Source organism: Romboutsia sp. LXY-2 (genome assembly GCF_056171995.1).
Map to the genome: position 1 here is coordinate 163,865 of NZ_JBKFGI010000001.1, position 19,821 is coordinate 183,685.

Below are 19,821 nucleotides of genomic sequence, written 5' to 3' on the forward strand. Positions count from 1 at the left end.
AATCTTAATTGAATATTAATGCGTCTATTACATCAATATAATAGTTTCACTAATTCTAGCTTACTTTTACTGAATATTAAGCGCTTTACTAGCTCTGTAGTTATTAATAAGCACTAGATAATCAATTGGTCGTCATCTCTAGTTGTCTTACTACTTCTCTTTTATCTTACTTTCATTGCAATCATATAATTTAATATTTTACACCTTTTGTCCTATTACATTTCCAACATAGAGTTTGTAAATTACCTTCTTCTGTTAAACCACCTTTTGCTAAGGGTTTTATATGATCTATCTCTAATAATAGGTTTGGCTCTTTTTCACTTGATATCCCACAACTTTTGCAACTATAATTATCTCGTATTTTAATTTTTTCCCTTAATGATGAAGTCATTAATGCTCTTTGACCGCCAACGCTCTTCCTAAATTTAATTATTTCTGATAAATAGTTAATGAATCTATCTAGATTTTCAATATTAAATACAACATCACAATTCATGGAGCTATTTCCTCCAGCACTAACATATTTAAATTTGAATTTTGGAAAATATAACTGACTAAGATCTATATCTTGAAATCCTAGTTTTTGAATTAGTGTTTTTTTACTAAATATTTTAATCAAAGTAGGTATTTCATTGCTAATACTTTCTACTATCTTATCCCTCTGATTTTTCAATAAAACTTTTCCTTGCTCTGCTGCAGAAAAATCATTCAGAACATGTTCAATATTTTCTAAAGTTTCTTCATTAGCTTTCATATTAAAATACTTACAAATATATTTAAATGGTTGTTGTTGTGCATTTTTACAAACAGTTAAAGAACAGTCACATGTATTTTGTTCTTGCCTCAATTTTTTTAACTCTGGTCTTTTATAATTATACACGCTCTTATCAATATAATTCGCTTGCCCATAATCAATTTGTTTAAATCCTATAAATGCATTCTTCAGACCCTCAATATGTTCATTTAGGTCATTACATTCCTTTGTATATTCTTGAATATTATCTTTAATTCTTAAAAACTTTTCACTTTTAAAATAGGAATATGCATAAACTAAGTAAACTATTAACAAAGTTGTAATCATAATTATAAATATCATTTTACTACCTCCTTATTCAAAATCCAATCTTAACCAAAACTTAGTAAAAGTATCAACATATTCTTTTATAAAACTAATCAATAATTTTATATTATCGCTACCTCATAAATACTTGTTTAATATTATCATCCTCAAGTTTTTAATGATGTATTCACATATATTTACATAACTTCCATTTTACAGTCTCTTAAATCTTTCACATATATCATTTTTATTAATTATTTTATTATTAATCTGTACGAAAAAATATAATCATGTATTTCAGGTTTATATTTTTTTACCCCATCATATCTATACTTTCTTTCTCCTTTTAATTTACTTTTTATTTCACGTATATCAACTATTTCTTTTGTTGGTATAATCCTATGTTTATTCTCTACTTCATCTAATAATAGTATATAATTTTTATTTTCTAGATACTCTATTAGATCTATAGGATTCAAATCACTGTATGTAATTATTCTCTCAGGTTCTTTGTAGTTACCTCCCTCTGTAAAGTAAAAATAACTATCATTTATCCAAATTTCATATAAGTTATCTGGATACATATAAACTTTTTTCTCCATAATAAAATCCCCCCTCACTACTAGATATATTCTAGTAGCGAAGGAGGTATAACATCTTTTCAGTTTCTTTAATTTATATGAAGAGTGTGTGCTGCTTTTTACTAATTGCATAAGTTACTTTATTATTATGATAAATAAGTACGCTAAAGCATTATCTTAGTTCTTAAATTTTTATTTCCTAAGCTAATACTTTTATTTTTAAGTAACTATTTAATAATACCCATGTTATCTTTTCTTCATTGTCTAATATTAGAGTATCCATATTTTGCCCTAATAATTTTATGCTATAATCAAATTGAATTTATACAGATATATAAGCTCCATTGCTATAGTACGCCAAATTCATGTTTACTAGTACTCCACCTATAGTTGTATAGTTACAAGGATTACTTTCTGCCCTTTTCCCAAATGTAGTGTTAAACCATTGTCTATCTATAAATTTATAATCCTGTAATGTAGATATGGCTATTTCTAATTCTTTAAATAAGACCTTTTTAGAATTTTCCTTACCTATCCTATATCTAAAACCATCATTATCAACTTTAGTTATAAAAGTTGTTTTGGTAGGCTTTGGTATAATTACTCCTTCATATATATAATCATTAAACATCATATTCACCCTTTCCATAGTATATATCTATTTTACATGTATAGCTATACTCTTATATGATTCCAATGCCCTAGTGATACTTCCATACATAAAGTGGCTCAGTTACTAACTGTTTAGACACTCTCTGGAATATTATTTACTTTTACCATGTTACTTGTTTATGAAGTATATTAAACATTTCACGCTTATGTATTTCTAAAATTTCTTTATTCCATACATTTTTATTCTCTACAAGCATCTCCTTCATAATTTTTAATTTAAGACTTTGATCAATAACATTTTTATATGAATTTATTTTTCCTGCTGGTGGCAAATTAGAAAACTTAGAATTTCCAGATACCGTTATCAATGCCAAGTTACCAAAACTATTCAAATCATCATCTTCCAATTTCATATAATTCTCTGTATCTATTGGGTTTTGCGGGTAAAAATGCTCTATTGAATTTCTAAATTGGAACTGCCAGTCATCCTTCAATGATGAAATAATTTCTTTATTTTTGTATGAATATCCATCTCTATATAATATATAATCCAAATATGTAAATACAATACGCTCAAACCCAAATCCTTCACGACCTTCATAATCAGAATTCTTTACTTTTCCTTCACAATATTTTTCTAATATAGTTAAAATATCACTACTTTCATTATCCATTAAACTTCTTAATACTAATGAAATCCAGTGCATGGTCTTAGGTGATGTGTATGTAATACGTAAGCAAGATTGTAATGTCCTTGCTTGCTTATTGTTATTATCATCATCTCCTCCAAACGTTCCTACATATTTTGGCTTTAAATATATACTTTTATTATCCCTATATGATTCTAGACGTTGCAAAGACCATTTACCCGTATCTTTATAATCCTTTGCAAACTCTCTCTTTAAAATGTATTTGTCAAACAACACTCTGCATCTTAGTAAATTATATAAAAAGTTCTTTGCTGTATCTTCACTTTCCCAATTTTTTTCTATATTCTTTAAGAAATTCTTATCATCAAGCATTGATTCATTTTCCTCTAAATTAGATATAGACTGATTTACCTGCAATATAAAATTAGGGAAAGAAATAATAGATTCAAATCTCTCATTTTCCTCTTCATCTTTTGATAATCTATTTTTAGTAGGCATAGACAATTCTAGTATTTCGTATAAAGTTTTGCTATCATCATTTAAATTATCATCTTCTTCAATACTAACTATTGCCTTAACTTTATCAAAACCACTCACTTGAGGCTCTAAACTACTCCAGCCATCACCAAAAATTTCTTTTCTAATTTTAGAATCAAAGTTCATTTGTACATATGAATCCATCTTAGAACAAGCTTCCCAAATAAGTGCTCCAACCTTCTTATCCTCTTTTGTTGATAATTTACTCAATAGCTTAGCTTTTGCTATTTCATGTACTTCTAATTGTTCACCGCGCGTATTCATAATTTCAAAGTAATGGTTCAAATCTATATTTTGTGGTACTTGAATTCTAATTAATAAAACACTATTTAATTTATCTTTAAACTTATTTTCATTAATTTGATTGTTATTAAAGTAATCTTTAATGATTTTATAACCATTAATGAGTTCCTCTGATTTTAACTCATCTAAAATAGTATCATTTTCATCTTCGCCAATTACAGAAAGTGTTCTATTAGATTTATCTCTTGCTTCAAAATGTAGCGAATCTTTTAACATATTAATTTTTAGATATCGTTCTAATAAATATAGTGTTGTTAGACGTTGCTGTCCATCTATGACTTCATAAACATCTGATTCTTTTTGATTAACAATCAAATTACCTAAAAAATACCCCCCATCTGAAGTATAAATATCATCAATCAATTGCTCAATTTGCTTTGATTTCCAAGCATAGTTTCTTTGGTATATAGGAACCTCATATTTTACATTACTAAACACCTTTGATACTTTTATTATTTTTGGTTTTTGTTTCATTTTCTACCACCCATTTACCTCTCGTAATAATTCCCATACTTTTTTATACTTAGTTATTTGATTCTTTACTTGTATTTCATCTACTTTTTCTAAAAAAATAAGATTTAATTCTCCAGGTTCATTCATTTCATTAATCTTAGCAAACATATCTAAGCCCGTATTGATTCTGTCATGTTTTCCAAGAGCATAATTATTAATTGTCTGTGGGTAAACTAACATCATTGTCAATCTAAGAGAGTAACTCCACGTATATAACTGTTTTAATACTGCATCATTGATTGAATCAATGCCAAATCTATCTGCAAAAAATAATAATACATTTTCATAGAGTTCCTTTATATAAATATCACCTGTTCTTTTGCTTGGTATTTCCTCTATATCTTTGTGAAAATGTTCAATTTTTTTTATTATTTGCTCAAGCAATCCTTTGTAATGAAGGGTATATGAGAAAAATCTTTTACCTGCAATTAATTGTTGAGTTAATTGGAATTGATTTAGTGATTTAGATGCTAGTATTTCCATGCTGCCATTGTTGTTCATTTGCTCAATAAAAAGATTTGAAGCCTTTTGATAAATAGCATAATTATAGAGATTATTACTCTTAATCCCCTTAAAAGTTGCAATTTTTTCACTTGAATAACCCAAACCATTTTTCCATTTGTACCATTGAGTAAGAGGAAATAGGTAGGATTTAAATAACTTTCCTAAGTCTTCCTGATCATTATTTTCCCATCTCTTAATAGTCTTTATTTTTATGTTTTCTTCTTCATTGTTCATTTCTCTCAAGTGATAAGATTTTAATAAATCATGAGGAGATAACTCCTTACCTCTTGAGTTTTGAGAGTCAAAAAATTGGAACGCTTCTTGTTCTTCATCTGTTACTATTTTTACTATGGTACAGTTGTCTAATAAGTATTTTTCATAGTATTCACGTTCATTTTCTTGTAATTCTGAGACTCTCTTTTTTAATGTATTTAAATTATTTATAATTGCATTTATAGAAAGAGAGTTGTACTTTTCGTTTAGTATACCTTTCTCTTTATATCTATCTTTATCTAAAAGGCAATATAGTAATATTGATAATGTTGTAATACGTTGCTGTCCATCAACTATATAATACTTATCGTCTTTTTTGTGTAAGATAACAGAACCAAATCTATATTCATTTAAACTTTGTTTATAGGCTTCATAAGTATCCATAAACAATGTATTTGTAGATGAAGAACTCCAGCTATACGGTCTTTGATATTCTGGAATAGCTAAATCTAATTCTAGTAATTCTTTGATTGTAACAATTGATAATTCATTTTCGATTAACCCCATCTTTATATCCCTTCTATTATGTACTTTCTATTAGCTTTTATATTATATGATGAAAATATCATCTACGCCATAAAAAAAGTGCCTTCAGACACGTTTTTCACCCCCATTAGTTTTCTGAGACACTAGGTGCCTCAGCTGCTAAGCTTTATTATTTATTATATCCTCAACTTCTTCTACTGTAATACCTGTTCCTACTTCTGTTTGATATCTATTGATTTTACGTTGTGTATGCTTTGTTGCAGGTGTTTGTACTGGCAGTCTTGGTTTACTATTATGCAATTTAGATTTATAGCTTTCTTGGTTCTAATAGTTATATTTTAACATGTTTTGACAGATTAGATTCTAATTTTAAAATTTTATTTAGTATATTATGGTAGGTTTTTTAGATGAAAATTTATGATAAATTAGTTAGAGATATGATTCCTTAGATAATCCATACTTCTGATAAGATATGTGAGGCTGTTAGTGATGATGTGCTTTGTAGTATATTTAGTAAGAAGTTAAATGAAGAAGTTATTGAGCTTTTAGAAGATAAAAATCTAAATGAGATTGCTAATAAATACGAATATAGTGAACTCGTTCTTATGAATAAAGCAACTCAAAAGAAGAGCTATAAATGGAGCTTAAAAAATATTATTTTAAAAAAACTTATTAGTTAAGTCTATGACTAAACTTTTTATTTTCAATTTCTTGCTATTTATAATAATTTTTCAGTATTCTTAACGCCATTCAACGGTATAAATTACTAACTTAAGGACCTTGTAATAACTAAAGTCGACGTGATTTTATTTGTTCTATATAAAACTAAAAATATTTGTATAAAATATCTAGTATAAATAGTAATAAAAAAAATCACTATCTATATTCCAGATAGTGATTTTTGACATAAACTTACTTTATTATATCTTACATGTAAATCTATAGTATTATATATTTTATTAACTTTTAACATTTATAAACAATTTTATAACTATCCTTATTCCCTGTCTTAATATAAAAATCTCTGCAAAATTATCTAGGATATTATTCCAACCCTAATCTATACATATAATTTTATCTATAGTTCATAACTAGTATTTCGGTTATATTGCCTCTTCCTTTTCCATTTGAATTTATCATTCTGCTTGCATTAACTCTTTCTATACTAAATTTATTGTACAATTTGTCAAAAAACAAATCATTCACATCTAAATTTTTAGGATCTGAGTTACTAAGCATTAACATCGCTCCTCTCGCTTCCATTTCATCGTAGAATTTTGAAAGCTCTATTTGTGCATCATCATTAAAACCACTCTTATTATAATCATTAAATCCACCTTTAGTAACCGGTCTATATGGAGGATCAAAATAAACTAATGTATCACTATTAATATACTCTTTTAACTCTTTATAATCTTTGTTTTCTATAATTATCTTATCTTCACCTTTAGCATTTTTTACGTTTAATAATGCAGACATACTTCTTAATTGTTCTTCATCATACATAGAAGGATTTTTATGTTGACCCCAAGGTACATTGTATCCCCCCTTCTTATTTTCTCTATATAAACCATTAAAGCATGTCTTGTTTATAAAAATAAAATTAGCAGCCTGCTTTATATTATCTACACTGTCCCAATTGTTAAACTCATCTCTCACTTTTAAATACATTTCTTTTTGATTATCTTCTTCGTAGCTTAAATATTCTTCTCTCATAATATTAAGTCTGCTTATTAAATCCTCACAATTATCCTTTAGTACTCTATATACATTTATAAGCTTATAATTAATATCATTTATTACTATTCTATTAAAATTATAATTAGATGCTATATAAATGAAAAACGCTCCAGCTCCAACAAATGGCTCTACATATGTATCAATTGTTTTACTTCTTTTTATCTGCTCTGGTAAATTTTCTTCTAAAACTGGTAATAATTGAGTCTTACCACCAGCCCATTTTAAGAAAGGTTTGTTCTTAACCGCGCTCATATCTATAGTCTCTTCCTCTCTGCTAATTCTTTTATCCTTATATGGTTCTACAATATCATCAAACGATACTTGATTTTCATTCAAAGCATCTATCCTTGTTTTTGATATACTTAAATACTCTTCATTTATATCTATACCAATATATTTTCTTTTTAATCTTTTGCATACTACACCAGTTGTTCCACTTCCGTTAAATGGATCTAATACTGTATCATTTTGGTTGGTAGATGCTAATACTATTCTTTCAAGTAGCCATTCGGGCTTTTGTGTTGGATGTTTACCAAATATTTTTTCTTTTTTAGATGTTGTAGATGAACTCCATACATCTTTCATCTGCTTATTCCCATTTAATTGCTTCATTATATCATAGTTGTAAATATGTTTGACTTTTTTAATATCTTTCTTTGCCCATAATATAGTTTCTGTTGAGTGAGTAAAGTATCTACAACTCATGTTAGGTGGTGGATTAGTTTTTTGCCAAGTAATATTATTTATAATTTTAAACCCTAATTCTTCTAGTACATAACCAACCAAATATATATTATGAATTGTGCCCGATATCCATATAGTTCCATTATCCTTTAATTTTTCCTTGCAAATTGATATCCATCTTTTATTGAAGTTATACTTATCATTAAATGATATTGTTTTATCCCATTCTCCCTTGTCTACACTTTCCATCTTTCCTGATTTACAAGTAATACCTCCGCTTGATAAAAAGTATGGTGGATCTGCAAATATCATATCTATTGATTTAGATTCTATATATTCTAAAACACTTATACAATCTCCGTTTATTAATTTTGTATCTCTATCTTCATAGAATATATCTTTCATAATTATTCCATCCTTTTTCTTATATCTACTTATGTTATAATACTTATTTTTGACAAAAAACGCAACAAAAAAACCTCAAATAGAATTTACATATAACTTCCATTTGAGGTAATGTTTCTTATTTAACTATTTCTTCCAACACTCCATCTGCTAGCATTTTTAAATTTAGTATGTAATCATTGTTCATAAAAGTCTCATTTATAGCAGTTTTAGCCGTATTCCACCCTGCTCCATCTGTTATCCATATAAGCTCAAAACCTTGATTAGTTATTAAACTATGTAAATCTTTATATTCACCAGCTGTTGCTTTAAGTTTTGACCCTCCTCCACTATAGAAATTAACTTCTGATAAATATAAGTTTTCTTTTCCTTTTATGGCAAAGTCAAATCTTCTGTCAATTTTATCTGCTTCTACAGTTATATTCCATTTTTCTTTTATTTTTTTGCAGGTAGCTTGAGTCATATATTCAAATCCATTTTCATCACATAAGTTTTTGATAAACACTTCTGTTAATGACTCCATACTTGTACCCGTTCTGTTTTTTCTTCCATTTGTATCCATACCTACTTCTACACCTTTACAGTAGTCTAATAGATTTGATACTTCCTTATCAACTAAAAATTTCTTTATTCCACTTCCTTCAAAAAATAATAGAAAATCTTTTTGTTCTTTATGGCTTAAACTATTTTTTGCCTTGAACAAATGTGATTTATTTTCGGATGTTAATGAATCAAAATCATTAATTATTGCTGTATCTTTTAATTTTGCTGGTCTAATAGCCACTAGTAATAATATCGCTTCTTTAACTTTAGGTGATTTTTCTATTAAATTTAGCACCTTTTCATTAATTAAATTTTCATCTTGACCTATTAGCCCACTTAATAGCTCCAGTTCTACTCTATATTTCTCTGCATTACTCATTGATTTTTTAAAATCTGTGAAGTAGTCCCAAGTGTATATACTATCCTTTAGTGTATTAATAAAATAGTCAAAAACTTCATCTTCACTTTGTTTCTTAATATCATCATAATATTTTAATTTTTTCATATATAATCCTCCTCAGCTTAAACGCATATTTAGATTATATACAATTTTGTTATTTTTTCATATATTTTCCTTTTTAAATACAAATAAATATTCATGTGCAATTAAATAGAATTTCCTACTTTTGCTTATATCCTTCCATTTATCAGTTGACTTACAATTGTGTTGTTCTTTTATTATAATTTCCTTTAATTTAAATCCTTGGTTTATAAATATGCTCATTGTGTTAAACCCTAACGGTACTATAAATCCATTCTTTCTGGTATCTCCTATCAAAATTGCGCAATATTTATCTCTTTTCAATACTCTATAGCATTCTTTTGCTACATCTTTCATCGAATTATAAAATTGCTCTTCTTCTAGTAATGATATGTCTCCATCTATACTTGTACTATATTTTATTATATTAGAGTATGGTGGGTGAGTACAAATTAAATCTATAGCACTATCTTTTATAAAGCTTATATTTCTTGCATCTCCTTTTTTTAATATAAAAGTATCTTTCTTGATATGCTTTGTTCTATCTAAAGATATTTTTAATGCATCATCGTTTATATCTATACCTATACAATTTCTATCTAATCTACAAGCTTCTACTATTGTAGTTCCACTGCCTATAAACTGATCAAGTACTATATCATTTTTATTTGAATACATAGATATTATATTTTTAGGTACATGAGGGCTCCAATTCCCCCTATAATCTCCCTTATGAGATAGCCAATCACCTCTATCTGGAAAACTCCACAATGTAGTGCATTCTAAAAGATTATCTATATTAATCCACTCCTATCATTTTTCCTAATTATGTACAATTTCTTAGTTTATAATTCAAAATTATATTTATTTATAATTTAAAATCTTTCAATTTATTTTCTCAATATATTTTATACCTCAATATAATAGTATCAGATGAAAAATCATTAATTTTTTAACTTCTATTTACTGCCAATCGTATTTGATGTAAAATTTACCATATGGAATATTAGGAGGTGAAAATATCTATGAATTGTACATGTTGTAACCAACCACTAAATAAATCTATAAGAGTTAATGGGTTTAAATCTTGCCCTAGTTGTTCTAGCAATAATTCTGCCAATGAGCATGTATTTTATCCTGAACAAGACTTTGGATTTACAGAAAAACGTATAACAAATAATACCCCGGATGGTATTCAAAGTCATTGTACTTCTTGCAGAGGAGGCAATGGTAATCCAAATGCAGGCACTATGTGTAGCCAAATGCCTTAGCTCTATTTTATTCATAGCTAAACAATATTTAGGATATTTATATAGTTTTCTATGATAATTTTGTTAAGGCATGGATATGACAATTATTCATCCATGCCTTAATTTAATTTACTACACTCCTCTTTAATCATAATAGTTCAATGTACATTCTGAGGATAGTTAGCCATTTTATGATATCTCTTATTTGTCGCACCATAAATATATATAGCTTCATAAGACCTTTCTTCACTCTTCCTCAAATACCATAGTAATCTCATCATTAAAATTTTCATTATGCTTGCTAAACTTCTTACTATATTTCCCTTTCAAATAGTTGGCACAATGCTTCTTATCATTACCTGTAGCTACATACTTAGACCATAACAACTTGCCTCATATATCAAGTACTCATCCTCTATAAAGTCTGAAATTTTTTCATTATTAGTCCATCTTACTTCGCTAAACCTCTTTGCATATGGATAGGTTATTTTTAATTTCATAAATATTAACTCATCTTTAAAAAAACTCCTAGCATTTTTTAGATACTCCCCTAAATCAAAATCTTTCTTTTCAAATTTATCTTCCAATAATCTAATATCATCTATTCTCATTAGTTTGAACTGTCATAAATCTTTTTACTTTCACAGTATCCAACAATATAGTTTGCTTCATAATATGTAAACATAGCATATGGATGGACTATTCTATCTGAAGTTTTTCCATTTGCATTTTGATATTTTATAATTATCTTTTTATTATTTATGATTCCATCATTGATAATTAACCACTTTTCTCTTTCTTCTTTGTATATTAGCTTTGCTTCTGTACTTTTATCGTTAGAGTTTAATTGCACTCTTGATGTATTGTTTTTGGGATTAACTGCTTTTATTTTATCTATTAAAAAATGATAGATGAAATACCATTTTTACCAGATGACAGAAGTGAACTCGGCCACTTTTAAAGTGATACAGTTATAGGAGTTTGAAGGAAAGGTGCTATTGCTACTCATGTTGATAGAAAATTAGATATATTTTCAAATTACACAGTGAAAATGTTTAGTAATATTTCTAAATCTGTTATTAAAACATTTACATGTGACAATGGGAAAGAGAAATCAATGAAAATACAAATGGCCTTCTTAGACAGTACTTTCCAAAGGGCTATAGCTTTGAAAATATCACTCAATAAGACCTTGATATAGCTATACATAAAATTAATCACAGCTCTAAAAAAGTGCTAGATTTTAGAACTGAGCATAAAGTTTTTTAAAATGAAATTAATAAATGGTGTTGCAATTAACTTGACAATTCAAGTTATACAAAACATGGATATTTATATTTTACACAAATATACCTAAATCCCATTTAAACTTATTCCCCAAATATTCACTTTACAATATTTGACATTCCACATACTGAAGTCGTATAATATTATCTCATAACTTTTATATAGGAGGGCATATGACATTAAAAAATAATCGCATCGCTATGACAGTAGCACTAACATTACTATCATCAGCATTATCATCTAATAAAGCTTCCGCACAAGAAGAAACAAAAACTGTACTTATAGACCCAGGACATGGTGGCCATGACAACGGGACTTCTCATAACGGATATTCAGAAGACTTATTTAATCTTCAAATATCAAACAAGGTAGCTCAAAAACTAAAACAACACAATATAAAGGTTTTATTTAGTAGAACAAGTGACTCCTACGTATCACTTTCACAAAGGACAAGTAGGTCAAATAACTCAGGGGCAGATTTATTTATATCAATTCACCAAAATGCATCTGAGTCAAGCTCTCCAAATGGAGTAGAAACTTTTTATATGGGTAACAACAAAAAGCTTGCTAGAAGTATACAACAAAATCTTGTACAGAGTACCTCTGCAACTGATAGAGGGTATAAAGTAGCCAATCTTCAAGTTCTTAGAGATAATAATTTGCCATCTGTATTAATAGAGTGTGGCTTTATATCTAACCCTGAAGAAGGATATAGGTTAAATACTAAACATTATCAAGAAAAAATAGCTGATGGTATAGTTAAAGGTATTCTACAATATTTAAACACAACGCCTTCAACTTCTCAAAATACTTCAACTTATGACTTTAATATTAAAACTGCTCTTAACAGAGTCAATGTAATGAGTGATCGTGATAATAACTCTAAAGTTATAGGTGTATTACCTGCTGGTACAAAGGTTGAGGTTATAGATTCTAAGTTTGATTGGTTAAAAATTAAATATAACGGTGAAATTGGATATGTTTCAGGTGTTTATGTTAAATAGATTTTGACTATATAAAATAATCTCTAAACCATTATTAATTAATGATTTAGAGATTATTATTTTTTCATCTATATATCCCATTAAAATATTATACTAACAAACAAAGCTGCAAATGGTATAGCAATTATAGTTCTCTGTATAAACAACACCACAAGCTTAGGAATACTTACAGGTATACCCGTAGACTTCATAACAACTATAGACTCAGCAAAGAAAATAACCTGCACAGTAGACACCATAACAACAAAAGCCCTAGCCGCCTCACTAATAACACTAGCTTGATCTGCAATAATCAGTGTAGGAATAAACATCTCCGTAATCCCAACTGGTAAACAAGCTGCAATAGCTGCTGCATCCGGCACATTAAATAAATTTAATATAGGTAAAAATACATATCCAAGCCATGTAAACACAGGTGTATTCTTAGCTATAATCATACTAGCAATACCAATAACACACAACAGTGATACAACCTTAGGTAAAACCTTAAATCCATCTATCAAACTATCTTTTATACTCTTAAATAAGTTCTCAGAGAAATATGCTCTCTTAGTAGCTCTGTCAATCCCCTTACTTATCATACCTGAGCCGTATCTAGGTTCATTCTTTAAATCATTTTCACTTTGTAATCTTTCATTAATATATTTATTTTCCATCTTATTTATAGGCGGAATTCTAACCATGAATAAAGTTACTATAAATGTTAATAAGAATGATGCAAAATATATAGGTAAGAAATACTGCTCTACTTGTGCTGTCTTCATAACTACAAATGCATATCCAACACTTACCGCACTAAATGAACTTGCAATTATTGTTGCTTCCTTTTTAGTATACGTTTGATTTTTATATAACCTACTTGTAATAATTATAGACATAGTAGTCGAACCTACAAATGAAGCAGTTGCATCTACTGCACTTTTACCCGGTATCTTAAATAATGGTCTCATAAGAGGCTCAAGTAATACCCCAAAGAAATCTATACTTCCATAGTTTAAAAGGAATGGTACAAAGAATGCTCCAACAGGAACTATCCAAGCAACACCTATAACTATGTCGGGAATCACGACTCCCCCTATTCCATCGCCAACTATAATCTCAGGCATATTAAGACCTGGTACTGTTATATGAAGGCAATACATTATCATAAATACAGCTGCCGATACATAAAGTATTGGATGTATAATAGAATCACTTTTATAGTATTCATGTAGCTTAGTTCCTGGCTTAGATAAATATTTACCGTATACACTAAGCACTGCATTTCCTGTTATGATAGCACATACATACCAAAATCCTGGAACACCTAAGAAACTAACAATAGCGTTATAAATTATTCCAAAAGGTATATTTTGCTTACCATCTTGCTCAATAGGTACGAAGAATATAAATATTGCTATTGCTGAAAATATCAAGAATTTTATTAAGCCACTTTTTTTCTCATCTTTAGTTAGTTGAATAGAGTCCATAACTTTGGAGTCATTTAGTTCTTCACTTGAATAATATTCTTTATGCTTCAGGGCGTTATTACTATCCATACTATCATCCTCCAAAATTTTTTATAAATCCATAAGATGAGTCTCTAATATTTGCTCTTTTCTAAAATCTTCTAATCTAAAATAAAATTCAAATGATTTTAATATTGCATCTAATTTTATTGGTCCTACTAGTTGAGATCCTGTAACTGCTACCCCGTATCTACTAGCTTCTTGTTTACAGAATTCAAAAACTCTATATATAGGAGTATTAATGCAGTCAAACATATTCATAGATACTACAACACCTTCATGTTCTGGGAATTTGATTCCAACCGCTCTTATAGATGTAAACCCTCCGCTTGGTCCTCTTACTCCTTTAGCTATTTTCTTAGCTATTTCTAAGTTTTCTGTTCCTAAAAATACATTGTAAGCAGTTAATCCTTCTTCTTCAGTAGATACAATAGTAGCTCCAGCGCTCTCATGTAATAATCCATCTACACTGTAGTCTGGTTTTCTACTTTCATATTCATCTTTTCTACTTTCATCATCTTTGATTTCACTAAGTAGTGATTTTAGACCCTCAAATTGACCAGCTCTTATAAATGCAAAAGCTTTTCTCTCTTCACTTCTTGCATTTTCACCTGCAAATATTACAGGTACCTTTGTTGCTTCAAAGAATTCTTTACCTATTTCTTCTGCTAATTCTTTCGTTTCTTCTAATGATATATTTTTAAATGGGAATATTGGAAGTGTGTCTTGTGCCCCTATTCTTGGATGTGTTCCTCTTTGCTTGTTCATATCTATTAGTTCACTAGATTTTTTTCCTAGTGCTATTAGTGCTTTTTTTAGAGGTTGTGGCTCTCCTATTAATGTTACTACTGTTCTGTTAAAATCATGCTCTGGCTCATAACTTACTAGTTTTACACCTTCAAAATCTCTTACTTCATCAACAATAGCTTCTATTACGTCTTTTCTTTGACCTTCACTAAAGTTTGGCACTGCCAATACATATTTTTTTTCGTTGTTCATAATATTCCTCCTATAATTTTTATATGATTTCTATAAATTTTTTTATGATTTTTTTATGATTTTCAAAATGATTTATTTGTTATGCTTTCTTTGAGATTATTGTTTATTTGACTATTATATAAAGCAACTACTATGCCACTTTTGAGTGTATTATTTTATTATTTATTTTTCATTGAAATTTCAATATTCTTATCTTAATCTTCATTCTCAAAATATTAATTATTGCCTAAAATTTATAAAAATAGCCCTGCAATTTTTTCCGTAGGCAAAAACTGCAGGGCATTTATTTCACTTTATAATCCATATTCCTTAATCTTATACCTTAAGCTTCTTTCACTAATACCTAGGGCTTCTGCTGTTTTTCTTCTGTTGTTATCAAAATACGCTAGGTTTAACTTTATTGCCTTTAACTCTATATCCTTCATATTTTCTCCTGGTTTAATAATTTCTCCTATGTCTTCATTTATAATATTAATATCCTCATACTCCTTAGGCTTATCTATATATATTTTTTCACTATTTATATCACTAAATATATTTAGATATTCTTCTTTTAAAATATTTGATGTTGCCATTATTACACTTCTCTCAATAATATTTTCTAGTTCACGTATGTTTCCATCAAATTTATAGCTTTCAAGCTTTGCTAGAGCTCTATCAGATATATCATCTATTTTTTTATTAAATTTATCACTATACTTCTTCATAAAATATCTTGCTAACATCTCTATATCACATTTTCTCTCTCTTAATGGAGGTAGCTCAATGTTTACTACATTTATTCTATAATATAAATCTTTTCTAAAATTCCCTGAACTAACTTCTGCTTTAAGATCTCTGTTAGTAGCACAAACTACCCTAACATCTACATTATAAATTTCCCCACTTCCTACAGGACTTACTTCTTTTTCTTGAAGAAATCTAAGTATTTTAGATTGTAGCTGTAAATCCATCTCACCTATTTCATCTAGAAATAATGTTCCTTTATCAGTTTTTCTTATAATACCTATATCATCTTTATAAGCACCTGTAAAAGCCCCCTTTTTATATCCAAATAGCTCACTTTCTAATAAATCTTTTGGTATAGCTGCACAATTGATTACACTAAACACTTGGTCTTTTCTTATACTACTAGAGTGAATCTTTCTGGCTATGAGCTCTTTACCTGTTCCACTCTCTCCGGTTATAAGTATATTTACATTAAAGTCTTTTATCTTGTCTATTACTTTTATAATATTTTTAATTTGTTCACATTGACCTATTATATTTCTTTGAGATTCTTCTTTTAGGGTTGTTATTTCTTTTGACATATTAATGGTATCTTGTGCTTTATCTAGTAATACAAAAAGTTCATCACTTTTTATTGGTTTTGATATGTAATAAAATGCTCCAAGTTTTATAGCTTCTATAGATGTTTCCACACTAGAATAAGCTGTCATTATAATTACTTTTGCATTTTGGTTTATTGATAATATCTCTTTAAGTACATCAAGTCCACTTACCTTATTAAGCCTTAAATCAAGAAGTACTAATTCTATGTTCTCTTTTTCTAAAATTTTTAACCCTTCCTTTGGATTATCACATACATACACCTTATACTTATCTTCTAATAAAAACTTTATAGATGTTAGTATAACTCTTTCATCATCTATTACTAAAATCTTATCCAATCTCAATCACCTTCTTCATTTTTATAATTATCTTTAGACCTTCCCCTTCTTTACTTATTAAGTTAATAATTGAGTTATTTTCTTCTACTAATTTTTTTACAACAAATAGTCCAAGACCTGTACCAGTCATTTTAGTTGTAAAAAATGGCTCAAATGCTTTTCTTTGAGTTTCTTTACTCATTCCATTTCCATTATCAGATATTATTAATATATTAAAATCCTTCTCTTCTTTTATCTCTATATTAATATTTGGATTATTTATGTTTTCTAAGGCATCTTTAGCGTTTAGCATTATATTTATTAATATTTGACTTAAATGATTTTTATCAAATATTACAAATCTACTTTCTTCTTTTACTTCACATCTAAAGTTTACTTCTACTTCTTTCATTTGATTTTTTAGAAATCGTAAAACTGTGTTTATCTCATCTACAAGATTTATTTTTTCTTTTGTTGGTATTTTTGGCGATGTAAATTCTATAAATTCTTTGATTAGGCTGTCTATTCTTTCTATTTGAGTTGGTATATCTTTTGATATGGCTTCTTGAAATTCTTTGTCATTGATTTTTTTAGGTATTAATTCTGCATACATCTTTATTGCGGTAAGTGGATTTCTTATTTCGTGAGCTACTGATGCTATTATTTTTTCCATCATCTCAAGTTTGTCACTTCTTTGAATATCCTCTTCCATTTGCTTTTCGGATGTAGCTTCTATGTACATTGCTATTTTGTATTTTATTTTGTTGTCTATTTTTAGATTTGTAATATAGTATTTTATATATTTTTCATCTATCCACTCACCATCTATTCTTTCTTCGTATTTATCCGTAAGTTCTAGTATGTGATTTTTTATTATATTATTTTTATCATCTATTTTAGAATTATTTTGAATCTTATTTGTAAATATTCTACCTTCTTCTAAGGAAACTACTAGTATTTCCATGAATACATTATTTAGTATTACTTCTCTAAAATCTCTTTCTTCTAACAATTCTTTGTTACTCTTTTTTAGTTTTTCTATTAATAGTCTTTGGCTTTCTGTTTTTTCTTCTACTTGTTTCTTTAGTTCTTCATTCATTCTATTGTGGCTCCTGTAAATGTATATGAATATCATACTCGATACTAAAAATATTATTGTTACTGCCTTCATTCCTTCTTTATATGTAGGTACAGTGTTTCCAAACCATTTTCTATATATGGTGTCATAGGTTCCATTTTTTTTAATTTGGTCAATTCCCTTATTTAGTATTTGTTGTAATTCTTTATTGTCTTTTGATACTGCTATAGCATAATTATTGTTGGTAAATTCTTTTCCTCTAACTGTTACTTCGTGTTCTAGTTTTTCCCTTTGTATTATATTGCTAACCGTTAGTGTATTTCCTATTATTACTTCTATCTCGCCTGATAAGAGGGCTTTTAGAGCTTGTTCTTGTGTATCATAGCGGTATAGCTCAATGTCTTTGTTTGCAATTATATCTTCTCCTGTATCATTTTTTTGTACTCCTACTTTTTTACCTTCAATATCATTTATGCTGTTAATTGTTTCGTTTTCTTTGAGTACAAACATGGACATGGTGTTTTCTATTAATGGTTTTGTAAATGAGAATTTGGATTGCCTTTTTGCTGTTATTGTTATTCCTTGGATTATATCTGATTTGTTATTTTCTATTGATGTGTATACTTCTTGCCAGGACATTGGTACAAAGGTTATTTCTATTCCTGTTGCTAGGGCTATTGCGTTCATGATGTCTATGTTGAATCCTCGATATATTCCTTCTTCGTCGATGTATTCGTATGGTGGATAGTTTTTGTCTCCTGCTACTTTGTATTCTTTGGTTGCTGCTAGTATGTTTAGGGGAGATAGTAGTATTAGTAGTATTGTGGTTATTATATATTTACTTTTTCTTTTCACTAAATCACTTCCTGATATAATTTATATTAGGTTTAATTAAATATATAAGTATGTAATTCCTCTTTTGTATAATAAATTTATTTTGAACTTAATCACTACTTTTATATGATAATTACATCATCTATAACATAAAAAAAGTGCCTTTCGACACTTTTTATACCTAGGTGGTGGTACCCAATATACCTAGGCTTTATAATATTTACACTTCTTTTTCTTGATTGAATTTACCTTTTTCCCAAAGTATTCTTTCATTACTTATTATTAATTCTACTTTTTTAATAAGAATTTTTTCACTATCTACATCATCATAATCATCTATTTTTGAAATACATTTTACACATTCTTGCTTAATTAGCTCTGCATGATTCCTATATCTATACCATGTGTCTTTCATCGTAAATAAAGCTAAAATACTTGTAATTATAGCTGCAATACTCGATATTATAGATACTATTACATCTTTATTATTTATTGATAACTGACTAATAACTGGTATAGATGTATTTATAATGATAGCTACTAAGCTGAAAAAATAGAATGTATTTTTATATATAGTAGCTTTTCTTATATACCAATCTAATAGATGTACTATTCTATCTTTTATAACAGGTGTTTCTATTTTTTCTGTATATATTTGTATTGATTTTAGTTCTTTTTTTAAGTTATTTGTATTTTTACCTAACATTTTTATTATACCTCTGCATTACGATTATTATAATTCATATGATAAAAGTAGTTACAACTTAATAATGTAACTACTCTTAAATACTCTTGTTTATATATTTTTATAGTACATATATCAATTATTTCTATAAATTA

19 protein-coding genes are annotated in these 19,821 nt (G+C 27.9%); 3 read left to right on the forward strand and 16 right to left on the reverse strand.

Going from position 1 to position 19,821, the window contains the following annotated elements; genetic code table 11:
- Positions 1–190: 190 nt before the first annotated feature.
- The 6 genes from ACI48P_RS00780 to ACI48P_RS00805 all read right to left on the reverse strand — a co-directional run bounded on the left by ACI48P_RS00780 (position 191) and on the right by ACI48P_RS00805 (position 5,819).
- Positions 191–1,096, reverse strand: coding sequence for an HNH endonuclease (locus ACI48P_RS00780; protein WP_475212494.1), 906 nt, complete (start codon positions 1,094–1,096; stop codon positions 191–193).
- A 218-nt stretch (positions 1,097–1,314) separates the two neighbouring features.
- Positions 1,315–1,662: a hypothetical protein gene (locus ACI48P_RS00785; RefSeq protein ID WP_475212496.1), complete on the reverse strand. Its 348-nt coding sequence runs from the start codon at positions 1,660–1,662 to the stop codon at positions 1,315–1,317.
- Between the two features lie 301 nt (positions 1,663–1,963).
- Entirely contained in the window at positions 1,964–2,272 is a 309-nt protein-coding gene (locus ACI48P_RS00790; RefSeq protein ID WP_475212498.1) for a hypothetical protein, read from the reverse strand.
- A gap of 142 nt (positions 2,273–2,414) precedes the next feature.
- A complete protein-coding gene (locus tag ACI48P_RS00795; protein ID WP_475212500.1) occupies positions 2,415–4,217 on the reverse strand; it encodes a DUF262 domain-containing protein in 1,803 nt (600 codons plus the stop codon).
- A 3-nt stretch (positions 4,218–4,220) separates the two neighbouring features.
- Complete coding sequence (locus ACI48P_RS00800) at positions 4,221–5,540, reverse strand: DUF262 domain-containing protein (protein ID WP_475212502.1); 1,320 nt, start codon at positions 5,538–5,540, stop codon at positions 4,221–4,223.
- Positions 5,541–5,678: 138 nt separating this feature from the next.
- Positions 5,679–5,819: a hypothetical protein gene (locus ACI48P_RS00805; protein ID WP_475212504.1), complete on the reverse strand. Its 141-nt coding sequence runs from the start codon at positions 5,817–5,819 to the stop codon at positions 5,679–5,681.
- A 194-nt stretch (positions 5,820–6,013) separates the two neighbouring features.
- On the opposite strand from ACI48P_RS00805, the gene ACI48P_RS00810 reads away from it, so the two are divergent.
- Entirely contained in the window at positions 6,014–6,199 is a 186-nt protein-coding gene (locus ACI48P_RS00810; protein ID WP_475212505.1) for a hypothetical protein, read from the forward strand.
- A gap of 394 nt (positions 6,200–6,593) precedes the next feature.
- Here ACI48P_RS00810 and ACI48P_RS00815 read toward each other — a convergent pair whose 3' ends face one another.
- The 3 genes from ACI48P_RS00815 to ACI48P_RS00825 form a co-directional block, all read right to left on the reverse strand.
- Entirely contained in the window at positions 6,594–8,348 is a 1,755-nt protein-coding gene (locus ACI48P_RS00815) for a Dam family site-specific DNA-(adenine-N6)-methyltransferase (protein ID WP_475212507.1), read from the reverse strand.
- A 118-nt stretch (positions 8,349–8,466) separates the two neighbouring features.
- Positions 8,467–9,396, reverse strand: coding sequence for a type II restriction endonuclease (locus ACI48P_RS00820; RefSeq protein WP_475212509.1), 930 nt, complete (start codon positions 9,394–9,396; stop codon positions 8,467–8,469).
- 57 nt (positions 9,397–9,453) lie between these two features.
- Entirely contained in the window at positions 9,454–10,143 is a 690-nt protein-coding gene (locus ACI48P_RS00825; RefSeq protein ID WP_475212511.1) for a TRM11 family SAM-dependent methyltransferase, read from the reverse strand.
- 254 nt (positions 10,144–10,397) lie between these two features.
- On the opposite strand from ACI48P_RS00825, the gene ACI48P_RS00830 reads away from it, so the two are divergent.
- Positions 10,398–10,643 carry a hypothetical protein gene (locus tag ACI48P_RS00830; RefSeq protein ID WP_475212513.1) on the forward strand — a complete coding sequence of 82 codons (246 nt, stop codon included), beginning with the start codon at positions 10,398–10,400 and terminating at the stop codon, positions 10,641–10,643.
- Positions 10,644–10,987: 344 nt separating this feature from the next.
- Here ACI48P_RS00830 and ACI48P_RS00835 read toward each other — a convergent pair whose 3' ends face one another.
- Positions 10,988–11,233, reverse strand: coding sequence for a WYL domain-containing protein (locus ACI48P_RS00835; protein ID WP_475212515.1), 246 nt, complete (start codon positions 11,231–11,233; stop codon positions 10,988–10,990).
- A complete protein-coding gene (locus ACI48P_RS00840; RefSeq protein ID WP_475212517.1) occupies positions 11,233–11,475 on the reverse strand; it encodes a WYL domain-containing protein in 243 nt (80 codons plus the stop codon). The genes ACI48P_RS00835 and ACI48P_RS00840 overlap by 1 nt, the downstream gene beginning before the upstream one ends.
- 607 nt (positions 11,476–12,082) lie before the next feature.
- Here ACI48P_RS00840 and ACI48P_RS00845 point away from each other — a divergent pair.
- Positions 12,083–12,913: an N-acetylmuramoyl-L-alanine amidase gene (locus ACI48P_RS00845; protein ID WP_475212519.1), complete on the forward strand. Its 831-nt coding sequence runs from the start codon at positions 12,083–12,085 to the stop codon at positions 12,911–12,913.
- Positions 12,914–12,993: 80 nt separating this feature from the next.
- On the opposite strand, the gene ACI48P_RS00850 is transcribed toward ACI48P_RS00845, so the two are convergent.
- The 5 genes from ACI48P_RS00850 to ACI48P_RS00870 all read right to left on the reverse strand — a co-directional run bounded on the left by ACI48P_RS00850 (position 12,994) and on the right by ACI48P_RS00870 (position 19,687).
- Positions 12,994–14,451: a YjiH family protein gene (locus tag ACI48P_RS00850; RefSeq protein ID WP_475212520.1), complete on the reverse strand. Its 1,458-nt coding sequence runs from the start codon at positions 14,449–14,451 to the stop codon at positions 12,994–12,996.
- Between the two features lie 21 nt (positions 14,452–14,472).
- Entirely contained in the window at positions 14,473–15,420 is a 948-nt protein-coding gene (ftcD, locus tag ACI48P_RS00855) for a glutamate formimidoyltransferase (protein ID WP_475212522.1), read from the reverse strand.
- Positions 15,421–15,713: 293 nt separating this feature from the next.
- The gene (locus ACI48P_RS00860; RefSeq protein WP_475212524.1) at positions 15,714–17,090 is read right to left on the reverse strand and encodes a sigma-54-dependent transcriptional regulator; all 1,377 of its coding nucleotides are present in this window, start codon (positions 17,088–17,090) and stop codon (positions 15,714–15,716) included.
- Positions 17,083–19,002 (reverse strand): transporter substrate-binding domain-containing protein, encoded by a 1,920-nt coding sequence (locus ACI48P_RS00865; protein WP_475212526.1) that lies wholly within the window; start codon positions 19,000–19,002, stop codon positions 17,083–17,085. Before ACI48P_RS00865 ends, ACI48P_RS00860 begins: the two co-directional genes overlap by 8 nt.
- A gap of 199 nt (positions 19,003–19,201) precedes the next feature.
- Positions 19,202–19,687: a DUF4231 domain-containing protein gene (locus ACI48P_RS00870; RefSeq protein ID WP_475212528.1), complete on the reverse strand. Its 486-nt coding sequence runs from the start codon at positions 19,685–19,687 to the stop codon at positions 19,202–19,204.
- Between the last annotated feature and the right edge of the window lie 134 nt (positions 19,688–19,821).